Source organism: Peribacillus sp. NJ4 (assembly GCF_030348345.1).
In the GTDB taxonomy this organism is placed as follows: Bacteria; Bacillota; Bacilli; order Bacillales; family DSM-1321; genus Peribacillus.
In genome coordinates this window covers 289964-311514 of sequence record NZ_JAUCFQ010000001.1, presented here as the reverse complement: position 1 = coordinate 311514, position 21551 = coordinate 289964, and the positions used below count along the sequence as shown (strand labels likewise).

24 protein-coding genes are annotated in these 21551 nt (G+C 41.5%); all 24 read right to left on the bottom strand.

The features are described 5' to 3' along the window. Positions 1-26 precede the first annotated feature (26 nt). The 24 genes from atpA to rho all read right to left on the bottom strand — a co-directional run bounded on the left by atpA (position 27) and on the right by rho (position 21275). Positions 27-1535, bottom strand: a complete 1509-nt coding sequence (gene atpA, locus QUF94_RS01570) for a F0F1 ATP synthase subunit alpha (protein ID WP_048685849.1) — start codon at positions 1533-1535, stop codon at positions 27-29. A 24-nt stretch (positions 1536-1559) separates the two neighbouring features. Further along, a complete protein-coding gene (locus QUF94_RS01565) occupies positions 1560-2096 on the bottom strand; it encodes a F0F1 ATP synthase subunit delta (RefSeq protein WP_289314312.1) in 537 nt (178 codons plus the stop codon). Then, complete coding sequence (gene atpF, locus QUF94_RS01560; RefSeq protein WP_289318259.1) at positions 2093-2614, bottom strand: F0F1 ATP synthase subunit B; 522 nt, start codon at positions 2612-2614, stop codon at positions 2093-2095. Before atpF ends, QUF94_RS01565 begins: the two co-directional genes overlap by 4 nt. A 166-nt stretch (positions 2615-2780) precedes the next feature. Further along, positions 2781-3005 (bottom strand): F0F1 ATP synthase subunit C, encoded by a 225-nt coding sequence (atpE, locus tag QUF94_RS01555; RefSeq protein ID WP_048685857.1) that lies wholly within the window; start codon positions 3003-3005, stop codon positions 2781-2783. Between the two features lie 64 nt (positions 3006-3069). Then, on the bottom strand, positions 3070-3765 hold the full coding sequence (gene atpB, locus QUF94_RS01550; protein ID WP_241589629.1) for a F0F1 ATP synthase subunit A: 696 nt from the start codon (positions 3763-3765) through the stop codon (positions 3070-3072). Between the two features lie 22 nt (positions 3766-3787). Beyond that, the gene (locus QUF94_RS01545) at positions 3788-4156 is read right to left on the bottom strand and encodes an ATP synthase subunit I (RefSeq protein ID WP_048685860.1); all 369 of its coding nucleotides are present in this window, start codon (positions 4154-4156) and stop codon (positions 3788-3790) included. Between the two features lie 469 nt (positions 4157-4625). Then, positions 4626-6851: a S8 family serine peptidase gene (locus QUF94_RS01540; protein ID WP_289314311.1), complete on the bottom strand. Its 2226-nt coding sequence runs from the start codon at positions 6849-6851 to the stop codon at positions 4626-4628. An 86-nt stretch (positions 6852-6937) separates the two neighbouring features. After that, positions 6938-8080, bottom strand: a complete 1143-nt coding sequence (gene wecB, locus QUF94_RS01535; protein WP_289314310.1) for a non-hydrolyzing UDP-N-acetylglucosamine 2-epimerase — start codon at positions 8078-8080, stop codon at positions 6938-6940. A 23-nt stretch (positions 8081-8103) separates the two neighbouring features. Further along, positions 8104-8733 (bottom strand): uracil phosphoribosyltransferase, encoded by a 630-nt coding sequence (upp, locus tag QUF94_RS01530; protein WP_289314309.1) that lies wholly within the window; start codon positions 8731-8733, stop codon positions 8104-8106. 237 nt (positions 8734-8970) lie between these two features. Beyond that, positions 8971-10212, bottom strand: a complete 1242-nt coding sequence (locus QUF94_RS01525) for a serine hydroxymethyltransferase (RefSeq protein WP_144549282.1) — start codon at positions 10210-10212, stop codon at positions 8971-8973. Between the two features lie 366 nt (positions 10213-10578). Then, the gene (locus QUF94_RS01520; protein WP_289314308.1) at positions 10579-11172 is read right to left on the bottom strand and encodes a TIGR01440 family protein; all 594 of its coding nucleotides are present in this window, start codon (positions 11170-11172) and stop codon (positions 10579-10581) included. A gap of 84 nt (positions 11173-11256) precedes the next feature. Continuing rightward, positions 11257-11703: a ribose 5-phosphate isomerase B gene (gene rpiB / locus QUF94_RS01515; RefSeq protein WP_289314307.1), complete on the bottom strand. Its 447-nt coding sequence runs from the start codon at positions 11701-11703 to the stop codon at positions 11257-11259. A gap of 167 nt (positions 11704-11870) precedes the next feature. After that, positions 11871-12086, bottom strand: coding sequence for a hypothetical protein (locus QUF94_RS01510; RefSeq protein WP_289314306.1), 216 nt, complete (start codon positions 12084-12086; stop codon positions 11871-11873). Between the two features lie 88 nt (positions 12087-12174). After that, a complete protein-coding gene (locus QUF94_RS01505) occupies positions 12175-12432 on the bottom strand; it encodes a hypothetical protein (protein ID WP_289314305.1) in 258 nt (85 codons plus the stop codon). A 22-nt stretch (positions 12433-12454) separates the two neighbouring features. After that, positions 12455-12898 (bottom strand): low molecular weight protein arginine phosphatase, encoded by a 444-nt coding sequence (locus QUF94_RS01500; RefSeq protein ID WP_289314304.1) that lies wholly within the window; start codon positions 12896-12898, stop codon positions 12455-12457. A gap of 144 nt (positions 12899-13042) precedes the next feature. After that, positions 13043-13609 carry a manganese efflux pump MntP gene (locus QUF94_RS01495; RefSeq protein WP_289314303.1) on the bottom strand — a complete coding sequence of 189 codons (567 nt, stop codon included), beginning with the start codon at positions 13607-13609 and terminating at the stop codon, positions 13043-13045. A gap of 75 nt (positions 13610-13684) precedes the next feature. After that, positions 13685-14734, bottom strand: a complete 1050-nt coding sequence (locus tag QUF94_RS01490) for an L-threonylcarbamoyladenylate synthase (RefSeq protein ID WP_289314302.1) — start codon at positions 14732-14734, stop codon at positions 13685-13687. Positions 14735-15021: 287 nt separating this feature from the next. Continuing rightward, positions 15022-15951: a stage II sporulation protein R gene (gene spoIIR, locus QUF94_RS01485; protein WP_289314301.1), complete on the bottom strand. Its 930-nt coding sequence runs from the start codon at positions 15949-15951 to the stop codon at positions 15022-15024. A 149-nt stretch (positions 15952-16100) separates the two neighbouring features. Continuing rightward, the gene (prmC, locus tag QUF94_RS01480; RefSeq protein WP_289318258.1) at positions 16101-16970 is read right to left on the bottom strand and encodes a peptide chain release factor N(5)-glutamine methyltransferase; all 870 of its coding nucleotides are present in this window, start codon (positions 16968-16970) and stop codon (positions 16101-16103) included. Next, positions 16963-18063, bottom strand: coding sequence for a peptide chain release factor 1 (gene prfA / locus QUF94_RS01475; protein ID WP_483313674.1), 1101 nt, complete (start codon positions 18061-18063; stop codon positions 16963-16965). Before prfA ends, prmC begins: the two co-directional genes overlap by 8 nt. A 134-nt stretch (positions 18064-18197) precedes the next feature. Then, positions 18198-18653 carry a hypothetical protein gene (locus QUF94_RS01470; protein ID WP_289314300.1) on the bottom strand — a complete coding sequence of 152 codons (456 nt, stop codon included), beginning with the start codon at positions 18651-18653 and terminating at the stop codon, positions 18198-18200. A 239-nt stretch (positions 18654-18892) separates the two neighbouring features. After that, the gene (locus QUF94_RS01465) at positions 18893-19498 is read right to left on the bottom strand and encodes a thymidine kinase (RefSeq protein WP_289314299.1); all 606 of its coding nucleotides are present in this window, start codon (positions 19496-19498) and stop codon (positions 18893-18895) included. 137 nt (positions 19499-19635) lie between these two features. Continuing rightward, complete coding sequence (rpmE, locus tag QUF94_RS01460; protein WP_053348458.1) at positions 19636-19836, bottom strand: 50S ribosomal protein L31; 201 nt, start codon at positions 19834-19836, stop codon at positions 19636-19638. A 149-nt stretch (positions 19837-19985) separates the two neighbouring features. Next, positions 19986-21275 carry a transcription termination factor Rho gene (gene rho, locus QUF94_RS01455; RefSeq protein WP_289314298.1) on the bottom strand — a complete coding sequence of 430 codons (1290 nt, stop codon included), beginning with the start codon at positions 21273-21275 and terminating at the stop codon, positions 19986-19988. Between the last annotated feature and the right edge of the window lie 276 nt (positions 21276-21551).

The window sequence follows — 21551 nt, the reverse complement described above, 5'->3', positions numbered from 1 at the left end:
ACCCTTTATAAATTAGTTAGACCTTATTATTCAGAAATAACGAAGTTCTTTTTGAATTCGTTAATTGCAGCAACGATAGCAGCGTCTTCAGGAAGACCTTTTGTTGTGCGAATGTGATCTAATAATTCCGGATGAGAACGATCTAGGAACACATAGTATTCTTCTTCAAAACGAAGGATATCCGATACTGGAATATCATCTAAATGACCTTTAGTCAATGCATAGAAAATCATGACTTGTTTTTCTACTTTGATCGGTTTGTTTAGATCTTGCTTAAGCACTTCAACTGTACGAGCACCACGGTTAAGTTTTGCTTGTGTTGCAGCATCCAGATCAGAACCGAATTGAGAGAATGCTTCCAATTCACGGTATGAAGCCAAGTCAAGACGTAATGTACCGGCAACTTTCTTCATCGCTTTAATTTGTGCAGATCCACCTACACGTGATACGGAAAGACCAGCGTTAATCGCAGGACGTACACCTGAGAAGAACAAATCGGATTGCAAGAAGATTTGTCCATCAGTGATGGAAATGACGTTTGTTGGGATGTAAGCAGAGATGTCGCCTGCTTGTGTTTCAACAAATGGAAGCGCAGTGATTGAACCGGCACCTAAAGTGTCATTCAATTTTGCTGCACGCTCAAGTAAACGGGAGTGCAAGTAGAATACATCCCCTGGGAATGCTTCACGACCTGGAGGACGGCGAAGTAGCAAGGAAAGTTCACGGTATGCAGATGCTTGTTTAGAAAGATCATCATAAACCACAAGAACGTGCTTGCCAGCGAACATGAACTCTTCACCCATTGTCACACCAGCGTATGGAGCCAGGTATAAAAGTGGTGCTGGTTGAGAAGCTGATGCAGATACAACGATTGTGTAATCCAAAGCACCATTTTTACGTAGTGTTTCAACTGTTCCACGAACCGTTGATTCTTTTTGACCGATAGCAACATAGATACAGATCATATCTTGGTCAGCTTGGTTAAGGATTGTATCGATCGCAACTGATGTTTTACCAGTTTGACGGTCACCAATGATTAACTCACGTTGTCCACGACCGATTGGAACTAATGCATCGATTGCTTTAATACCTGTTTGTAAAGGTTCATGAACTGATTTACGGTCCATTACACCTGTTGCAGGGCTTTCGATTGGACGAGTTTTTGTCGTAGCGATCGGGCCAAGACCATCTAATGGTTGTCCAAGCGGATTCACGACACGTCCGATTAATTCTTCTCCAACTGGCACTTCCATGATTCTGCCAGTACGGCGAACTTCACTGCCTTCTTTAATGTCTCTGAATGGTCCAAGAATAACAACACCCACGTTATTTTGCTCAAGGTTTTGTGCTAATCCCATTGAACCATTGGAAAATTCTAAGAGCTCCCCAGACATTGCATTATCTAAACCATGAACGCGTGCGATACCATCACCAACAGTGATAACCGTACCAACATCACTTACTTTAATTTCCGACTGATAGTTTTCAATCTGCTTTTTAATCAGCGCACTGATTTCTTCAGCTTTGATGCTCATGAATTTCACCCCTATCTGTGAATATTAACCTAATAGTTGTTTGCTAAGGCGATCTAGCTTACCGCTAATCGTCCCGTCATATATGCGGTTACCGATTTGTAGTTTGATGCCGCCAAGGATATTGCTATCCGTAATATTAGTAATGCGTAAATTTCTTTTGCCGATTTTTGCAGCAAAAGATGTAGACACAGCTTCCACTTCCGTTTCAGTCAATGGACGAACTGTATAGACCGTTGCATCAGCTACTGAGTTTTCTTCATTCGCAAGTTCGATGAACTCTTGTGCCATTGCTGTCACATCATCTGTACGATGACGTTCCACCATTAACATCACAGTGTTTTGAACGGAAGAAGAAAGGCTTGCAAAAGCATTTGCAATCAAAGCGCCTTTTGCATCTTTAGTCATTTTAGGATGAGCCAGGAAGCTTAATAGCTCATTATCATTTGTGAAAACTTCATTCACTATGCGAAGCTCTTCTTCAAGTTGGTTAATGAGATTTTGCTCTTTCGCAATTTGGAAAAGGGCAACGGCATAACGCTTTGCTACTGTTATATCGCTCATTTCCCTTCTCCTGCCTCTTGAATGTAGTCATTAATCAATTGCTCTTGATCTGCTTCGGATAGTTCTTTTTCTATTACTTTAGAAGCAATAAGTACGGATAAAGATGCCACTTGCTCGCGTAATGCCGTAATGGCTTTTTCTTTTTCCTGTACGATTTCACGCTTAGCTGATTCTTTGACGCGGTCAGCTTCAAGACGTGCTTGATTCACGATCTCTTCACGCTGTGCTTCACCTTGAAGTTTTGCGTTTTCTATAAGTTGTCCCGCTTCAGTGCGAGATTGTTTTACGATTTCACGTTGTTCTTCTAAATATTTAAGTGCTTCTTGTCTGCTAGCTTCCGCTGCTTGAATTTCATTTGCAACATGTTCTTCACGTTGAGTCATGATGCCCATTAGAGGACCCCATGCAAATTTCTTCAGCAACGCTAACAAAATGATAAACATTACTAATTGGTATAACATGTCTCCGCCATTAAAGCCATGAGACGTTGACCCAAGTACAAAGCTGCTTGTTAACACGCTTGGTTCACTCCCTTCACGAGTTTCACTTCTTAAAGCGTTCATTCATATGAACTTTAGAAAACTATGCTCTTAAACTGTATAAAAACAGGATTGTGGACATAAAGGAAAGGCGAAGGTTCACATGGAACGAACTTCGCCATTTTTGAACTTTTTGAAGGTTCTATTAACCACCATATACCATAAACGCAATTACTACCGCGATGATAGGCATCGCCTCAACTAAACCTACACCGATGAACATTGTTGTTTGAAGCATACCGCGAGCTTCTGGTTGACGAGCGATACCTTCTACTGTTCTTGAAACGATAAGACCATTACCAATACCTGCACCTAGTGCTGCTAAACCAATTGCAATTGCTGCTGCAAGAAGACCTACTGAACCTGTCATTATAAATATCCTCCTTAGATTGTATCAAAATTTATTATTTTTTTAGTTCTAAATGAACTTATAATTAATGGTCGTCACTGACTTTATGAGACAGATAAACCATTGTTAACGTGACAAAGATAAACGCTTGGATACTACCGACGAAAATACTATAGCCTTGCCATACTAATGTAGGCACAATTGCACCAATAAATCCGGCAGCTCCACTAAATGCTAGCGATCCCGCTAATAAACTCAGCAAAACTTCACCAGCATAAATGTTACCATATAGACGCAGACCAAGTGTCAAGGAGTTTGTAAATTCCTCCACAAGAGTCATTGGGTTTTTATAAGCTTTAAAGTAACCCTTGGCGCCTTTCATTTTTATTGCATAGTAATGCGTTAAACCTAAAACCATGACTGCAAGAGTCAATGTGATAACTGGGTCGGCTGTTGGTGATTTCCACCAAAGCACACCATCGTAACTAATTGCAAACGGAAGACCTAGCATATTGGACACAAAAATGTACATTAGCAAAGTCATACCAAGCAGTTGAAACTGACCACCTGTTCTCCAGTCCATGTTACTATTAATAATACCCTTAACGAAATCCATAATCCATTCCATGAAATTCTGCATGCCAGTTGGCTTCATTGCAAGCTTACGTGTGCCAAGCACAGCAAGTATGAACACAACTAGACTAGCAACTGTTATCATTAGGACGTTACTCAAGTTAAAGGTCAGACCCATAAAATCGTGTAAGGGTGCTCCATGATTCAACTATATTCACCTCTCTTCCCCGCTATCGACGTATTAATTGGATGAAAAAATCTATAAAAATGACAATATAAGCTGTCATCAATCCCCATACAACACTTATCAGATGAAAATGCTCCGGAAATTCCAATGCAATGAGTACCGCTAGACCTGCGGATGCCATTCGAGTCATTGTCCCAAGAGATTTTGTTTTCTTTCCTTCATCGAGCGCCTGACTGAACTTTTTCATTTTCTGATTGATCAGCCATAAATTGTATAAACTCAAACTCGTACCCAGTATAAGCCCAGCAAAAACGGCTTGATAACTCGTAAGTCCCCATCCAACAACATAAACCGCCAGAAGAAAAATTATATATTTACTCTGCCTGTTGAACATGATTTTCATTTCTGGCATTTTTCATTTAATCTCCTGAGAAATATTTTCGTACTGAATGAAGCATTGCTTGTAAACCTAGCAAGTCCACAAAGAAGGCCAATTACTAATAGCAGCGGTTCGAATCTTAGGTTCTGACAAGTCATCTTTCCAAAGAGAAGATACCGAACAAAACTGATCCGACTATTTGAGAAAGAATCGCTGACATCAAAGTCATAGCCATTTTTAGAAGGCAATTATTTGACGCAAGTTGCATCCTCGCGGTTGAATTTGGTGGAGGATAGAAGACATTTCATGCTGTAAAAATCTGCATGCAGGGCTACTGAAAACCCTCTCATTTTACATCCTTTGTTAGCATACAATAGGCTAGAATCATTGTCAATGAGTGGTTAGTGAAATTTGTCACAGGTTTGTAATTATTAACGAATTGTTCACAAATTATCTTTTTAATACTATTGACATCCATTTTATTTTACATATTGTCCTGTGTTCACTCAATAAGTAACGTCTTTTCTATCCGATCTTCCCTTCCGTCTCTTCTCGCAAAGATTATCGCTTTATACACTCCTTTAGGCGGCAGGTTCTTTTTCAATACATCTTTTTTGATCAAACCGGAAGGTGCCGGTCTCGACCAATCCAAATAACCAACGAATTTCAAGCTGTCTTCCTCATAAAGGGCAATCCCGAATTCTTCAGCCCCCCGGGGAAGGTACATTTCGTATCGGTATGTGCCTACCTGGTCTCCTTGACCGAAATCAAAACCCATTACCCTTGGATAATCCGGCTCTTCCTTTACATATAAATAAGGAAGGGATATTTTTTTGGTTCCTTCCATTATAAGAAGGTATCCATCAAAGACCCCCTTTTTCAGCCTGGCTGGGTTGACCTGCAGTCCCACTTTAATCTTTTTCTTTTCCCGCGGATTCAAAGTAAGGGATTTCGGCAATTCCCAAGTGAGGCCCGTCTCTTTTAATGGGACCATAAAAGAGTACTTCCTCCTTTCCTTTCCGGTATTTTCAATGATTATCGTTTCATGATGCTCTTCAATTCCTTCTTTTTTGGTATACATCCCAAACGACAATGAGCTTGGATTCAAGAGAGTGTCCACTTTTAATGCTTCGTCGATCTGGATGCGTCCAGCCCCCTGTTCATATGTGTGATACAACTGATTAGCAGACTTCCTCAATGGCTTGGAAGTGCTCATCAATGCAGATTTCACTTGATCAGGAGTCCATTCCGGGTGTTTTTGCAGGATTAAGGCGCATGCTCCTGCAACATGCGGTGCTGACATACTTGTTCCATCCAGGGACATATATCCTTTAGGAATGGTGCTTTCAATTTCCACCCCTGGTGCCAATACGTCAGGCTTTATTCCCCATGATACGGTTACCGGCCCCCTAGAGCTAAAATCAGCGAGTCTATCTTGCTCGTTCTTATAAATAAAATTAACGGTTTTGCTGTGCTCTTGCTCCATGATTCGCTTAAGTCGCAATCCATCTCTTCTACTAATAGAAGCAGCAGGGATGTTCATTTCTTTTTCCAAGCTTCCAGTAAAGGTCCCGCTCGTATTATTATAAACAATTACCCCTTTTGCACCTGCCTTTTCCGCATTGGATATTTTTTGCTGGAAGGTAAGTGTGCCGCGCTCCATCAACACAATCTTATCCCGAACATGCTTCAGGTCTTCTTCATTTCCCAGTCCCCCGTATATGACATCCTCAGTAAATGTCAGCTTCCATTTCTCAGAGCCTTGAAACAAGGTTAAATGAGATTGATACTTTTTCGAACCAAGTCCGTAGACCATATAGGGAACCCTTAATGGTGGGGTCGACGCTCCAACGGAAATCGCTTTTTCTGCTGTTCCAGGGGAGCCGACAGTCCATACAGCCGGACCGGAATTCCCGTTTGATGTCACGGCAACGATGCCGCTTTCCACAGCCTTATTCAATGCAAGAGAGATAGGTAAATCAGGGCCATTGACGTTATTCCCAAGAGAGAGGTTCAATACATCCACCTTATCCTTCATAGCTGACTCAATAGCCGTCAGGACTTGCTCTGTATCCCCTGCTCCACCTGGTCCTAAAGCTCGATATGCATATATCTCCGCTTCTGGTGCGACGCCTTTCATTTTTCCATTGGCCGCAATGATACCTGCCACATGAGTTCCGTGTATTGTATCCAGCTCGCCTTGATTTTTGGTTTCCATCGGATCTTCATCACCATCAACCAGATCCTGCCCTCCTTTATAAGCACGTTGTAAATCTGGATGTGTATAATCGATCCCAGTATCGATAATTCCCACTTTTACCCCTTTCCCAGTGATTCGGTGATTCTCCTTATCGAAAAAACCCCTCACCCTGCCTCCTCCTATGTATGGGACACTTTCATCCAACACGGCATGATACATGGATACTTCCGTTACTGCCTGAATTTCATTCTCCTTTTTGAGTTGTTCTATTTCATTTATTTTTCCATGTAAGGAAAATCCATTCAGGGCAACCGAATAAACATTCCTTAATTGAAGGGATGGGTATTTTTCAAGCAGCTCTTTGATCTTTTTTTGCTGAAACGCCTTATCCATCATGACAACAGCCGTTACTTCCTTAGATTCAGATAGTTTTGGTAAAGGAGGCAGAATGACAGATGCCAATCCCTTTTCATTTGAATAAATACATATAAAAAGGAAAACAAACAATATGAACGTTTTCTTTCCCAATATAATCATCCCCTTAGCAGTTATCTTTTCTCAACAACCTTGGAGTATGCAAAATAAAAAAGGAAAAGCCGCATGGCTTTTCCTTTTTATGATTCAAATCTAGTTGGTGGTACATTTACTTGCTTAAAATAGTAACGGATGGCTTCAGCTATACGGGCCGAAGCATTTCCGTCCCCATATGGATTTGAAGCCTTGGACATCTTTTCATGCTCCCCTTTATTGGTGAGCAATTCATGTGCCATATTAAATATGGTTTTTTCATCAGTACCCGCCAACCTTAAGGTTCCGGCTGCAATCCCCTCTGGGCGTTCAGTCGTATCCCTTAAAACAAGAACAGGTACACCTAGTGACGGTGCCTCTTCTTGAATTCCTCCAGAATCAGTCAAAATCAGATAGGCTTTAGAAGCGAAGTTGTGGAAATCCAATACGTCCAGCGGTTCGATTAAATGAACCCGCGGATCGTCCCCGAGAATTTCGTTTGCCAGCTCTTGAACAACAGGATTTAAATGGACAGGATAAACCACTTGAACGTCATCATGTTCAGCAATGATTCTCTTGACGGCCCTGAAGATATTCCTCATTGGTTCCCCTAGATTTTCTCTGCGATGGGCGGTTAGTAAAATGAGCCTGTCTTCCCCTAGTCCTTTTAACACCGGGTGGGAATACGTGGACCGTACAGTTGTTTTCAAAGCATCGGTTGCCGTATTTCCCGTCACGAAGATACTGTCTCTCTTGTTTTCGTTCAGCAGATTCTCTTCTGCTTTTGAAGTCGGCGCAAAATGCAAATCCGCCATCGTACCGGTAAGCTGCCGATTCATCTCTTCCGGATAGGGGGAATACTTATTCCATGTGCGCAGCCCCGCTTCTACATGTCCAATGACGATCTGATTATAAAAAGCAGCCAGACTTGCGACAAACGTTGTGGTTGTATCACCGTGGACAAGAACAATATCAGGCTTGGCTTCCTTCATTACTGAATCAAGACCATTTAACGCTCTTGTTGTAATATCAGCAAGCGTTTGCCTTTCTTTCATTATGTTCAAATCATAATCTGGCTGAATGGAAAATAATTCGAGAACTTGATCTAACATTTGTCGATGCTGAGCCGTAACAGCAACGATCGGCTTGAAATATTCTGGGTGTTTTTGAAATTCGAGTACTAAAGGAGCCATTTTGACAGCTTCTGGTCTCGTCCCGAAAATTGTCATGACCTTTATCGGTTTGTTCATTCGTGACACCTCAGTTTCTTTCCTTATTTTGTGCCGAATAAACGATCTCCTGCGTCTCCCAGACCTGGAACGATATAACCATGTTCATTCAGTTTTTCGTCAAGTCCTGCAATATAAATATCAACATCAGGATGGGCTTCTTTCAATGCTTCCACACCTTCTGGAGCTGCAATCAAGCACATGAATTTAATATTGACTGCACCGCGCTTTTTAATAGAATTGATCGCTTCGATGGCTGAACCGCCAGTTGCTAACATCGGGTCAACGACAATGCATTCTCTTTCTGCCAAATCACTTGGCATTTTCGCATAATATTCAACCGGTTTCAATGTTTCGGGATCACGGTAAAGACCAACATGTCCGACCTTTGCAGCAGGAATCAGCTTAATGATTCCGTCCACCATCCCTATGCCTGCACGTAAAATCGGGACGATCCCCACTTTTTTACCAGAAAGCATTTTCACTTTCGCTGTGCTTACAGGTGTTTGGATTTCCACTTCTTCAAGCGGCATATCCCTTGTGATTTCAAATGCCATCAATGATGCAACTTCATCCACTAGTTCGCGGAATTCTTTTGTTCCTGTATTTATATCACGTATATAGGCTAATTTGTGTTGAATTAACGGGTGATCGAAAACATAAACTTTTCCCATTTAGCATCTCTCCAATTCCATTGCTTAGTTTTGCGCTTTTTTATGATTTCCCTAATCGAATAGAAAAATTTTTCGTGTCCTTTTAAAATTCACTTCAACCTATTTTACAGAAAAACGTTTCAATCTTCAATAAAGGTTTAGATGTCAGACCTATTTTCACTATTCGGACTCTTCTAACATACTGACCTCTATAAGGTGCAAAAAAACCGCCCCCTTTAAAAGGGAGCGGCTCCGATATTACAATGAAGGATATAATTCAAATTTGTTCGATAATGATTCAACACGCTGTTTTGCTTCTTCAAGCTTAGCAGCGTCTTCATTATTTTTCAAAACAAGTCCGATGATTGCAGCTATTTCATCCATGTCTTCCAATCCGAAGCCACGTGATGTCACTGCCGCAGTCCCAATACGAATACCACTCGTAACGAATGGTTTTTCCGGATCATATGGAATCGCATTTTTGTTAACAGTAATACCGATTTCGTCCAAAACATGTTCAGCGATTTTTCCCGTTAATCCAGTAGAGCGCACATCAAGAAGAATCAAGTGATTGTCCGTTCCATCAGAAACTAGGGTGAATCCTTCTTTCTTTAAACCTTCGCCCAAGCGTTTAGCATTGTCGATGATTTGTTGTGCATACACTTTAAATTCATCTTGAAGCGCTTCTCCGAATGCAACAGCCTTAGCGGATATTACATGCATCAATGGACCGCCTTGAATTCCAGGGAAGATGGATTTATCGATCTTCTTACCGAATTCTTCTTTACAGATGATCATTCCCCCGCGTGGTCCGCGAAGTGTTTTATGAGTGGTTGTCGTTACAAAGTCAGCATAAGGAATTGGGCTTTGATGTAATCCAGCCGCAACTAAACCTGCGATATGAGCCATATCGACCATTAAATAAGCACCGACTTCATCTGCAATTTCACGGAATCGCTTGAAATCAATTTCCCGTGGATATGCACTTGCACCCGCTACGATCAATTTCGGTTTGTGCTGACGCGCTTTTTCCAATACATCATTGTAATCGATACGGTGATCCTTTTCGTCGACACCATATTCAACAAAATTGTAGTTAACACCACTGAAGTTAACTGGACTTCCGTGTGTTAAGTGACCTCCATGTGAAAGGTTCATCCCAAGCACTGTGTCGCCAGTTTGAAGTACTGTAAAGTAAACGGCCATATTGGCTTGAGCTCCAGAGTGAGGCTGTACGTTCACATACTCTCCGCCGAAAATTTCTTTCGCACGCTCACGTGCAAGATCTTCAACGATGTCGACATACTCACATCCGCCATAGTAACGTTTTCCAGGGTATCCTTCTGCATACTTATTAGTCAGGACCGACCCTTGAGCTTCCATGACAGCTTCACTCACGAAGTTTTCAGAAGCAATAAGCTCAATTTTACTTCTTTGACGCCCTAATTCCAGCTGAATTGCGTTAAACACTTGCTCATCTTGCTTTGCTAAACGATTCATTCCGTAATTCCTCCTCAAATTGTGCGTGATTCGCTTTTTAGTTTTTATGTGCAACATGCCTTCAGGAAAGCATGAAAAAGCCTTACCAATAATTATTAGAAAATTCTACTCCATTTTAACATGTCTAATTTAGAAGCGATAGTCTATTTTTATCGAACATTAAATGTTTTTTCATTTAAAAATGTTCGTATTTAACATCTAAAACATGTTAAATAGCTCTTTAACCCTATATTTAATGAGTAAAATCACCATTCTATTAGCACCACAAAATAAAGTTTTTTTTGTGAACCCTACTTGATCTTTACGATTTTGCCCACATTCAATTAGAAAACAGCATTCCCCATCCGAGAAATGCTGTCTCATCCATTAAATACAACTCTTGTTTTCAGGGATGTCCTGATAAACGGCCCGCTCCCCGCCAATTAGTTTCGGGCGGGTTTTTGCCATGGTCACATGTGCATGTCCTATTTCTTTAATTGCAGATCGAACTGGAACCGCCACATGCTTCAAATGCATGCCAATGAAGGTGTCCCCAATGTCTATCCCTGCGTCCGCTTTAATGCGCTCAACGACGACAGCATCTTTCCATTGTTGATAGGCGAACGTCGCCATCGATCCCCCAGCTGTTCTGACAGGTACAACCGAAACTTCTTCATAATTGTTTCGAACCGCGATTTCCCTTTGCAAAACCAATGCCCTATTTAGATGCTCACAACATTGGTATGCAACCTGAACACCCGTTTTTTCTTGAAAATCGTTCACTACGGAAAAAATCATCCCCGCAACGTCGAGGGTCCCTTCAGTACCGATCCGTTTTCCAATCACTTCACTTGTACTGCAACCGATTACCAGTAGCTGTTTCTCTTTTAAAGCTGCCTCTTCTTGAAACTCAAATAATAGTTTCCGAAACTGGTTTTCCCATATCTCAAGCTCATTTGAAAATGTAGCATCACTTGTCATGAAAACGCATCCTTTCAATAAGAAAACTTGCTATCGGAAGAAAAGGGAGATCTCTCTAGATCCTTTTTTCCAAAACCTTAACGATTAGCTGTGTTTACCTTCATACTCCGCTATCTTACCGATCCTGTTTTGATGACGCCCGCCTTCAAATTCCGAAGTCAGCCATGTTTGTGCAATTTCCCTGGCAAGACCCGGGCCAATGACACGTTCACCCATCGCTAACATATTGGTATCATTATGCTGACGGGTCAATTTCGCACTATAGACATCATGAACCAATGCACATCGTATCCCTTTGACCTTATTGGCTGCAATGCTCATTCCAATTCCAGTGCCACAGATTAAAATACCCCGATCGAACTCACCCTGTGCCACTTTTTCAGCAACCGGCAAGGCATAATCAGGATAATCCACTGAAGTACTGCATTCACAGCCAAAATCTTCAAATGGAATCTGTAACTCATTCATTAAATTCTTTATTTCTTCACGGATATGTATACCACCATGATCCGAAGCAATCGCAACTTTCATCAAAATCCTCCTCTAACTTTTATTTGATTTTATTGTGTCACAAAATTATGAAAAGATAAAGGATGGCCAGCCTTTTTCTGACCTCAAAGAAGCAGGAAACCAACTCAGGTTTCCTGCTGAAAAAATGCCAAGTGTGAAAGCGTGTAATCGTCCTGTTCAACTTTCCGCTAGCACTTTAAGATCAATAGCCGATTTTTCGACTTTTTCCACGACAATTGCTTGTTCGCTTTCCTAGCCGTTACTTCTTCCGCTCCAGCAGAGATTTCTTCTGCAATGGCAACCACTTCTTGGGACTGCCTTGATTCTACACTTTCGATTCGATGGTCAACAAGCTCAGTAATATCTTTTACTGCAGCGACCACATTATGTACCGTTTTTGTCATTCCTTCTATTGCTATATCCGTATCCGTTCCTTTTTGGGCTTATTCATTTGGCCGATATGACTTGATCGTGTTTTACAACGTCTGGACCTCAACTTGAATAGTTTGAACCAAATTTGAAGTGCCCCTGAACAACAGCAGCAAAAAACGCAAGAACCCCCGATCCCAATATGCCTAATATAAGCGTCCCTACACTAAAACTCAGCGAACTCATCTTTTCAAATAAAATTGGAGGGAGCAAGAAATTGGAACACGGCAAGGATGAATTGACAATCAGAGCTTGGGCTGTGATGAAGAAAACTAATTTTTTTCGCAAGCCAAACTTATTATAATGTGGTCTTTCTGCCATTCTTTTTTCCCCTGTAGATCGTTTACTCTTTGAGCCTTATGACTAATTCTTCTATTATTTCCTGCAGTTCCTTGAACGTCTCTTGATAAATGTCTTCAGAACCGCCAAACGGATCCATTATGTCCCTGTCATATTTATCGTCAATAACGAATTCTTTCAAAGTAAAAGTCTTACCGATCATCTTGGGGTATGTACGGATGATGACCGCTTTATGCCCTTCCGTCATGGTGAAAATATGAGTAGCCCACTCCATTTCCTTCTCGGATAAAGGCGTTGAATGATGATTATGCACTATTTCATTTTCAATCAATACATTTTTAGCATGCAATGAAGCATCCTGGCCGGCTGAAGCATAAACGCCAGCGGACTTTACTTCAATACCCTTAATATTCTTGTTTTTTAATATCGCTTCTGCCATGGGGCTTCTGCATGTGTTGCCCGTACATACAAATAATACTCGTATCATTTTAACGCCTCCTTTTTATTCATTATAAGCTATCGCCCGTTCTTTATAGTCAAAAAAATAAGCACTCTTGATATCATAAGAATAAATAAAAACCGCCCCGGTAATCGGAACAGTTGAGGAAGGAAAGATATGATGTCAAGTGAATTAAAAAGAGAACAATAATTTCAATCCAAATGCACACAGGATGCTTCCGCCAAGAATCTCACTATACACCCCGAGCAACCCTTGCATTTTTCTACCCAGTAGAAGCCCTGCCCACGTTAATAGGGCGGCAGCCACCCCAAAACATAGAATGGTTAAAATCGTTTTTGCACCGTAAATGCCCAGGGTTAACCCTACTGAGAAGCTATCCAGGCTTACGCCTAAAGCAAAAATGAATAGACCTTTCCCGACCGGAGCCAGCATCTTATTTTCCTTGATACCAGATTCTTCCTTTTTACCCGGGATAAACATCTGGATACCAAGAATGACCAACAATAGACCGCCGGCGTATGTAGCAAAGGTCCCGAATTTTTCTGAAATGAAACGGCCTGCCCCCATACCAAGCAAGGGCATCCAAATATGAAAAATGCCTACTATCAGCCCTATAAAAAATATTTGCCTCAACCTTAGCTTAAACATTCCCATTCCAAGGCCGACGGAAAAGGCATCCATTCCCAACGCGAATGCCATGAGCAATAAGGTGATGATTTCTCCAGCAAATGTATTCATCCCAATCCTCCCTCGGACGTGCCTACTACATGTTATGCATGTCCGAAAAGAATTAGAAGAATAAATCAGTCCTTATTACACATGTTCCTCGATGATTTGATGACCTGCCGCCTTCTCAAGGCGGTTCATGACAGCGGCTCCGATCCCACATTCAGGAAACATTTCACTAAAAATGATATCGACCTCCAGCTCATCAAACTGTCGTAAAGTATCATATAAGCCTGTGGCAACTGTATGTAAATCCGCTAATGAACCAGGGACAACCACATAATCCGCCTGATAATCCTGTTGATGTTCTAAAGCCGTTATGATGCCTACCTTTAACCCGTCACTTCTTTTTTTATCCACAAGTTTCTGAAGGAAATCTTGATTACCCTTGACTAAATATAGAGGGGCCTTCGGAGCATAGTGGGTATATTTCATGCCCGGAGCTTTTGGCGCCGTTTCCTGATTCTTCAAAGCGACATCTTGCCTGACTTCCCCTATGACAGCTTCCAGCTGTTCCAGAGTCACCCCGCCAGGCCTTAAAATAACAGGGACTTCCACTGTGCAATCAAGTACTGTTGATTCCACACCCACACCCGTAGTCCCGCCATCGACTATGCCTGCAATCCGGCCCATCAAGTCATCTTCAACATGTTTAGCTGAAGTGGGACTTGGTTTTCCTGAAGTATTTGCACTTGGAGCCGCAATGGGCAAATCACTCGCACGAATTAGACCGAGTGCAACCTGATGATCCGGCATCCTGACAGCCACCGTCTCTAATCCAGCCGTCACAAGATTCGATAGCTGGCCCGGTTTTCGTTTCATGATCAAAGTCAAAGGACCCGGCCAAAATTCAGCCATCAGCTTTCGTGCCTGATCAGGAATCTCCTCTACAATACCTGACAACTGGTCAGCTGAGGCTATATGAACGATTAATGGATTATCACTCGGACGCCCCTTTGCTTCAAACACTTTTTTGACTGCCTCGTCACTTTTGGCATTCGCTCCTAGTCCATAAACGGTCTCTGTAGGAAAAGCAACCACTTGATTATCCTTTAATAATTCAGCTGATTGTGTAATCTGGGGATAACTTTGTAAATTATCCACATCTTTATCCACTGACCAAACTTTCGTTTTCATCTTAAACACCATCGCCTTTTAACATTTCTTATTTTATATAATCGCTTTTATATGAACGGTATTATCAACTTATCGTACTAATTTTACTTGAAATATACTTTGAAAGTATAAAAGAAGTATACACATAATTCAAGTGTTATCCACAAATTGTGGATAACACTACCGAAACCGTGGATAAGTTTGTGGATATTAATGATTAATGACAGACTTTTTTGATTTTTTGTTAATAACCCTGTGGATATGTTTTCGAAATTATCTGATCATAAAAAAAGAGGGCCGCCCTCTTTTTAAAAAAGATCATTTAGGATTTCTGCAAATAAGGACTTCACTTTCACCTCTGGCTCCTTTTCCCCTTCATATAATTGTTGACCTTGTTCATTGGATGCCGCAAGTTTAACCTTATTTTCATCTACATTCCCATCAATTACTTCCTCCGTTACTTCATCCGTGCCTTTTTCTTCTGTCACTTCTCCTTTTACTTCTGGCTCTACAACCTCTTCTTTTACCGTTTTTTGCGGTATTTCCACACTTTCCTCAATTGCTTCTTCTTCAACTACTGCATCTGGCCCTTTTACCTTTTCAACCAGTACTTCTTCTTCAACCGCTTCCTCTGGAACAGGTTCTTTCTCCTCATTCGTTGCAGCATAAGCCTTCCCTTCCGAAGTTACAGATCCTTCATCTTCATCCTCGACAATCGGACTTTGACTTACAGCTGTTCCATTTGAAAAATCCAAGAAACATAGTGGAGGAAATAACACACACCACCAATTAGCCCCTTCCCCTTCACCAAGTGTGATGATCACAGCTTCATAATCACCTGCCGGATATAAATACTGCCCGTAAAGTTTTGTCGGAAATTCGGCTTGTCCAAAATCCACTTTTACTGACTGTTCCAAACCATGTTCCTTTATAACTGCCTCAGCCGTGGCTTGAATATCCGGTAGATGCGAGGTGATCACATCCCTCGCTTCATCCAATGAAGTAAGCTCCTCGACCCATTTTGTGATATCTTCATTTACCTGATCCCTAATCAGCCGTTTAACCGCTTGATCCTTTTCTGTATCACTATTAGCAAGTATCCTCAGACGAATCGCCTCATCCGGAATTACCATCGTTTCTTCTGCACCGACCATCTCCGCTTTAGGCATATATATACTTACAATCGTTCCTATTGTTAAGATTAATAGATAAATAATGGCTAAATGTTTAGTTTTCATCGCCTTCGCCCCCTCACATGAATTAGTCTCACCATTTTCCAGCTATCTTAAACTAGTAAAAATAAAAAAATTAATGCTGGAAATATAGATTCCAAATCGATAATGAGGGATGTCCATACAAAAAAATCCGTCTCACATAGGGAGACGAATCATTTTAATTCAGCAAAGACCATTCGATCTTTTTCGTTAATGTCATTTACAACGGATACTTCTGCGGCAGGAAAAGTCCGCTTCAATAAATCGGCAACTGCCTGGCCCTGCCCAGTGCCCACTTCAAAACCGATTAGTCCAGGCACCTCCATGATCAGAGGTAACTGTTCCATAAAGCGGCGGTAAAAGTCCAGACCATCGATACCCGCAAATAATGCACGATGGGGTTCATGACCCGTTACGACTACAGACATGGATTTTTGATCATCATTTGGTATATATGGCGGATTAGATAAAAGGATGTCCACTTTCTGGTTCATGTTAATCAACGGCTGAAGTAAATCACCTTGCACGAACTGCACTTCGGCACCAAGTGATTCGGCATTTTTCTTCGCCACCTCAAGTGAAGGATCTGCTATGTCCGTGGCCGTCACCGACAAGTTTGATTTTTCAAGCTTCATCGTAATGGCGATTGCACCGCTGCCTGTCCCAATATCCGCTAAACGGAGCTTCTGTCCCTCCATAAAAACGGCCGGAAGCTTACGTAATGTATAATAAATCAATTCTTCTGTTTCAGGTCTCGGTATCAGCACTTCTTCATTCACAAAGAAGGTCCGTCCATAAAATTCTTCACTGCCTATTATATATTGGATGGGCGTTCCATCAGCATGAAGCTCAACAGCTGCCTTAAATTGTCCAAAATCCGCTTCACTGAGCTCATCATGAAGGTTGGCCAGTAACTGGGAGCGCGTTAGTTTTAAAAAATGCTGTAACAGGATTTCCCCTGCATTGGCGTCACGGTCATTTTCCTTTAAAAAAGAAGAAGCCCATTTAAGGGCTTCAAACACTTTCAAGGCAGAATTATTCATCTGCATTTTCCAGCCTGGAAGATTGGTCTTCCATGATTAAAGCATCCACGACATCATCCAGTTTACCTTCCATGATTTGATCCAGCTTTTGAATCGTTAAACCAATACGGTGGTCGGTAACGCGGTTTTGCGGGAAGTTATACGTGCGAATCCTTTCGGATCGATCGCCCGTTCCAACAGCAAGCTTTCTATTTTGGTCATATTCAGCCTGCACTTCGCGATGGATTTTATCATACACCCTGGCACGCAAAACCTTCATTGCTTTTTCTTTGTTCTTGATTTGTGATTTTTCATCTTGACAAGATACAACCGTATTCGTCGGAATATGTGTCAATCGCACCGCTGACATGGTCGTGTTGACACTTTGCCCTCCAGGACCGCTTGATGCAAAGGTATCGACGCGAACATCCTTATCATGGATTTCGACTTCCACTTCCTCAGCTTCCGGTAAAACGGCAACCGTGGCTGTAGATGTATGAATCCGTCCACCTGATTCAGTTTCAGGTACTCGCTGAACGCGATGGGCTCCATTTTCGAATTTCAATTTTGAATAAGCGCCATTTCCATTAATCATGAATATGATTTCCTTGTAGCCTCCAAGCCCTGTAGGACTTGCTTCAATGACTTCAGTCCGCCAACCCTGAACCTCAGCAAAACGGCTATACATTCGGTATAGGCTACCTGCAAATAAGGCCGCCTCGTCTCCGCCTGCCGCTCCGCGGATCTCCATGATTACATTCTTATCATCGTTAGGGTCTTTAGGAATGAGCAAGATTTTCAGTTTATCCTCAAGGCCTTGTATGGTCTCTTCAAGTTCATTGATCTCTTCTTTAACCATTTCACGCATATCCGCATCAAGTTTGTCCTCCAGCATCGCCTTGGCTTCCTGGAGTTGCTCACGAACCGTTTTATATTCTTTATAAGCCGATGCGGTCTCTTGAATACTGGATTGCTCCTTGGAATATTCCCTTAGCTTCTTAGAGTCATTAATGATCTCCGGGTCACTTAATAGTTCATTCAATCTTTCATATCTATCTTCTACTGCTTGCAATCGATCAAACAAATTATTCACCTCATAAATTTTCCAAAACATCTCCATGAAACGTATTGGGAGTAATCCATCTTTTCTAACTATAAATAAGTAGTTCAGTGCCCCAGCTCAGTTCACTTCTAGGTTAATTATAGTATAGGTGAATAATCAACGTCAAAGAGGATTCAAAATTGTGGTTATTTCTTTAAATCAACATCTATATTATATTGGGGCACAACCTTGGTTATAATGCCTTGAATTCGCTGCTTTTCCTTATTTCTTTCTTTTTCCGTCTTGATTTCGCCGTTATCATGGACCGTAACATGTATGGTATTGCCGTTAAACCAAACGGAGCCTGCCTCATAATTAGTTTCCGATTTAATGATCCCTCTGATTTCATCAATTTCCTGCCCCATGGATGGAGAATTATTGGATGTATGATGCGGTGTGTTGAGGACTTGATCCGATGGACGTTCCGCTTCATTATCCCAATCATTATTGGACACACGATTTAAACCTTTGCCAACAAAATCCTGGCCATCCCGGGATTGATCACCATATTCCGAATCATTATTTATTGCATTGTCATTTTGACCGCATGCCGTTAGTGCAGCAAGAAGAAAGGCCGTCATAAAAAACAGTTTTGATTTCATATTTTTTTCCCTCCATTTTGACTAGTTAAGAAGAACATTTCCTTGTTAGCCTTCCCAAAATGGGGCAGTATTTATCTTTTATTTCCCTTCCATGTATTGGTCTTACCATCTGAATACCTTCAGCAGTTTTTTTGCGTAGATCTTACCGCCTTTAGAATAAACTCACTTTCCGCTATGATTTAACCATTTCTTCAAAAAAAAGCACCCTAAGATCTCATCGGATCATAGGGCACCATCATTCAAATATGTTCTTTAATCCCAACAGCTTGCTTACCTGGAACTTCGTGATGATGGCGGCAGCGGGGCTCGTATGATTCCGATGCACCCACAAGGATGATCGGCTCATCATAGGAGGCCGGCGCTCCATCTATCAACCGCTGTGTCCTGCTCGCAGGTGATCCGCACACTTCACACACAGCCTGTAGCTTAGTCACTGATTCTGCCAGCGATAATAGAACGGGCATAGGACCGAATGGTTCACCTCTGAAATCTTGATCGAGTCCAGCCATAATCACTCGATAACCGCTGTCCGCAAGATGCTGGGCAACCCCGATAATTTCATGATCAAAAAATTGAACTTCATCTATTGCAATGATATCCAGGGGCTTGTCCAAACACTTAAAAATATCCGTTGAATGGGCAATCGGTTTTGCCATCACAGAAGAGCCATTGTGTGATACGACAGCCTCTTCCGCATAGCGATTATCTATAGCTGGTTTAAATACAGCTATTTGCTCTTTAGCAAATTGAGCACGGCTGACTCGTTTAATCAATTCCTCAGACTTACCTGAAAACATGCTTCCGCAAATAAGCTCGATCCAGCCTGTTTGTTTCATTACATACATGGAAACAGCTACTCCCTTCCACCTGTCGATCCCTTGGCCATAATTGAAGTGGACCCGGCTTTATATAAATTCTTACTTGTTTACAGAAAAGAAAAAACAGGCAAGAAAAATACTTGCCTGTTTTTAAAAAGTCCGGCTTATTTAATACCGTATTTTTTGTTGAAACGATCAACACGTCCGCCAGCTTCAGCGAATTTTTGACGACCAGTATAGAATGGATGGCACTCTGAACAAGTCTCAACTTTGATCTCTTCTTTAACTGAACCAGTTTCAAAAGTGTTTCCGCAAGAGCAAGATACTTTTGAAAGTTTATAATTTGGATGAATTCCAGTTTTCATTCTTTTCAGCTCCTTCTGCCCTGAATCATTCGAAACAGAGTTATATACTTCAAGGTGAGGGAAAAACACTCTCACATTTATTGTAAAAACACATGAACTCATTATAGCAACTTAAAACTAGTTGTGCAACAGTTTGTTTCTTTCACTGTTTAAGAACGTTTTACGCTCGCTGGTCCCTTTTTCATTTCTGTCATTTCTTCATCCAACTTACTGAAAAATTCTTCATTGCCTTTTGTCTGTTTTAGACGGCGAAGGAATTTCTCTGAGAAATCAGGTGAATCCGACATCGTTTTCCTAATGGCCCATAGTTTATCCAGGCGATCTTTCGGAATTAACAATTCTTCTTTACGAGTGCCTGAGCGACGAATGTCGATTGCAGGGAAGATACGTCTTTCGGCAAGTGCACGATCTAAATGCAGTTCCATATTACCCGTACCTTTAAATTCTTCATAAATGACATCGTCCATTCTTGAACCCGTATCTACCAATGCTGTAGCAAGGATCGTCAGGCTGCCGCCTTCCTCGATATTCCTTGCCGCACCGAAGAAGCGTTTTGGACGATGGAATGCAGCAGGGTCAATCCCTCCGGATAATGTACGCCCGCTTGGTGGAATGACAAGGTTGTAAGCACGGGCAAGTCGAGTGATGCTGTCCATTAAAATGATGACATCCCGCTTATGCTCCACAAGTCGCATGGCCCGTTCTAACACTAGCTCAGCTACCTTAATATGGTTTTCCGGCACTTCATCGAACGTTGAACTTACCACGTCTCCAGCAACGGAACGTTCAATGTCCGTCACTTCTTCCGGGCGTTCATCGATCAACAGCACAATCAATTCGGATTCAGGATGGTTCGTGGTTATCGCATTGGCAATTTCTTTGATGAGCATCGTTTTACCAGCTTTTGGCGGTGCGACAATCAACCCACGCTGTCCAAAACCGACCGGTGCCAGGACATCCATAATTCTAGTTGATATGTTCTTTGGTGTCGTTTCCAGTTTGATTTGCCTGTTTGGATACAACGGTGTTAAACCTGGAAAATGAACACGCTCTTTAGCTGATTCCGGATTATCGCCATTGACGGCTTCGACATGCAGCAATCCATAATAGCGCTCATTTTCTTTTGGAGGCCTTACCTTACCGGACACTTTATCTCCATTTCGCAAATCGAATCTGCGGATCTGTGAAGCGGAAATATAAATATCCTCCGAGCTTGGAGAATAATTAATTGGACGCAGGAATCCAAAGCCTTCAGAAGGGATGATCTCTAAAACGCCCTCCATGAATAGGAGACCATCCTGCTCAGCTTGTGCTTTCAGGATAGCGAAAATAAGTTCCTTTTTTGAAAGTTTGCTGTAATAGGAAACTTTATATTCACGCGCGTGCTCATAGAGATCCTTTAGTTTCATGTTTTCTAAATTAGAAATAGTTAAATTCATTATGACACCACACTTTTATTAATTAAACGTTTTCACCCATACTGAAAAAGAAATGGTTTGTTAGATGGAAGAAAAACCGCAATCCATGTACCCGACCAGAGTTTTCTTAGAAAGGATGATACATTTTTACATGTAAAGAAGAAAATTATTTGAAGGCTTCTTGAAGTTTGGAGTGAAAGGGCAGATTTTATATATATAAATCAATTAATAGTAGACCAAGCTTTATTTTACTTTTTTTATTTTAATTATTCAACTTAAATTTTTTAAAAGAGAAAG

What these genes read in the sequence shown, in the direction of transcription:
- atpA (WP_048685849.1), bottom strand. Translation starts at nt 1,535, where the DNA reads ATGAGCATCAAAGCTGAAGAAATCAGTGCGCTGATTAAAAAGCAGATT.
- QUF94_RS01565 (WP_289314312.1), bottom strand. Translation starts at nt 2,096, where the DNA reads ATGAGCGATATAACAGTAGCAAAGCGTTATGCCGTTGCCCTTTTCCAA.
- atpE (WP_048685857.1), bottom strand. Translation starts at nt 3,005, where the DNA reads ATGACAGGTTCAGTAGGTCTTCTTGCAGCAGCAATTGCAATTGGTTTA.
- QUF94_RS01545 (WP_048685860.1), bottom strand. Translation starts at nt 4,156, where the DNA reads ATGCCAGAAATGAAAATCATGTTCAACAGGCAGAGTAAATATATAATT.
- wecB (WP_289314310.1), bottom strand. Translation starts at nt 8,080, where the DNA reads ATGAACAAACCGATAAAGGTCATGACAATTTTCGGGACGAGACCAGAA.
- upp (WP_289314309.1), bottom strand. Translation starts at nt 8,733, where the DNA reads ATGGGAAAAGTTTATGTTTTCGATCACCCGTTAATTCAACACAAATTA.
- QUF94_RS01525 (WP_144549282.1), bottom strand. Translation starts at nt 10,212, where the DNA reads ATGAATCGTTTAGCAAAGCAAGATGAGCAAGTGTTTAACGCAATTCAG.
- QUF94_RS01520 (WP_289314308.1), bottom strand. Translation starts at nt 11,172, where the DNA reads ATGACAAGTGATGCTACATTTTCAAATGAGCTTGAGATATGGGAAAAC.
- rpiB (WP_289314307.1), bottom strand. Translation starts at nt 11,703, where the DNA reads ATGAAAGTTGCGATTGCTTCGGATCATGGTGGTATACATATCCGTGAA.
- QUF94_RS01510 (WP_289314306.1), bottom strand. Translation starts at nt 12,086, where the DNA reads ATGACAAAAACGGTACATAATGTGGTCGCTGCAGTAAAAGATATTACT.
- QUF94_RS01505 (WP_289314305.1), bottom strand. Translation starts at nt 12,432, where the DNA reads ATGGCAGAAAGACCACATTATAATAAGTTTGGCTTGCGAAAAAAATTA.
- QUF94_RS01500 (WP_289314304.1), bottom strand. Translation starts at nt 12,898, where the DNA reads ATGATACGAGTATTATTTGTATGTACGGGCAACACATGCAGAAGCCCC.
- QUF94_RS01495 (WP_289314303.1), bottom strand. Translation starts at nt 13,609, where the DNA reads ATGAATACATTTGCTGGAGAAATCATCACCTTATTGCTCATGGCATTC.
- QUF94_RS01490 (WP_289314302.1), bottom strand. Translation starts at nt 14,734, where the DNA reads ATGAAAACGAAAGTTTGGTCAGTGGATAAAGATGTGGATAATTTACAA.
- spoIIR (WP_289314301.1), bottom strand. Translation starts at nt 15,951, where the DNA reads ATGAAAACTAAACATTTAGCCATTATTTATCTATTAATCTTAACAATA.
- prmC (WP_289318258.1), bottom strand. Translation starts at nt 16,970, where the DNA reads ATGAATAATTCTGCCTTGAAAGTGTTTGAAGCCCTTAAATGGGCTTCT.
- prfA (WP_483313674.1), bottom strand. Translation starts at nt 18,063, where the DNA reads ATGTTTTGGAAAATTTATGAGGTGAATAATTTGTTTGATCGATTGCAA.
- QUF94_RS01470 (WP_289314300.1), bottom strand. Translation starts at nt 18,653, where the DNA reads ATGAAATCAAAACTGTTTTTTATGACGGCCTTTCTTCTTGCTGCACTA.
- QUF94_RS01465 (WP_289314299.1), bottom strand. Translation starts at nt 19,498, where the DNA reads ATGTATGTAATGAAACAAACAGGCTGGATCGAGCTTATTTGCGGAAGC.
- rpmE (WP_053348458.1), bottom strand. Translation starts at nt 19,836, where the DNA reads ATGAAAACTGGAATTCATCCAAATTATAAACTTTCAAAAGTATCTTGC.
- rho (WP_289314298.1), bottom strand. Translation starts at nt 21,275, where the DNA reads ATGAATTTAACTATTTCTAATTTAGAAAACATGAAACTAAAGGATCTC.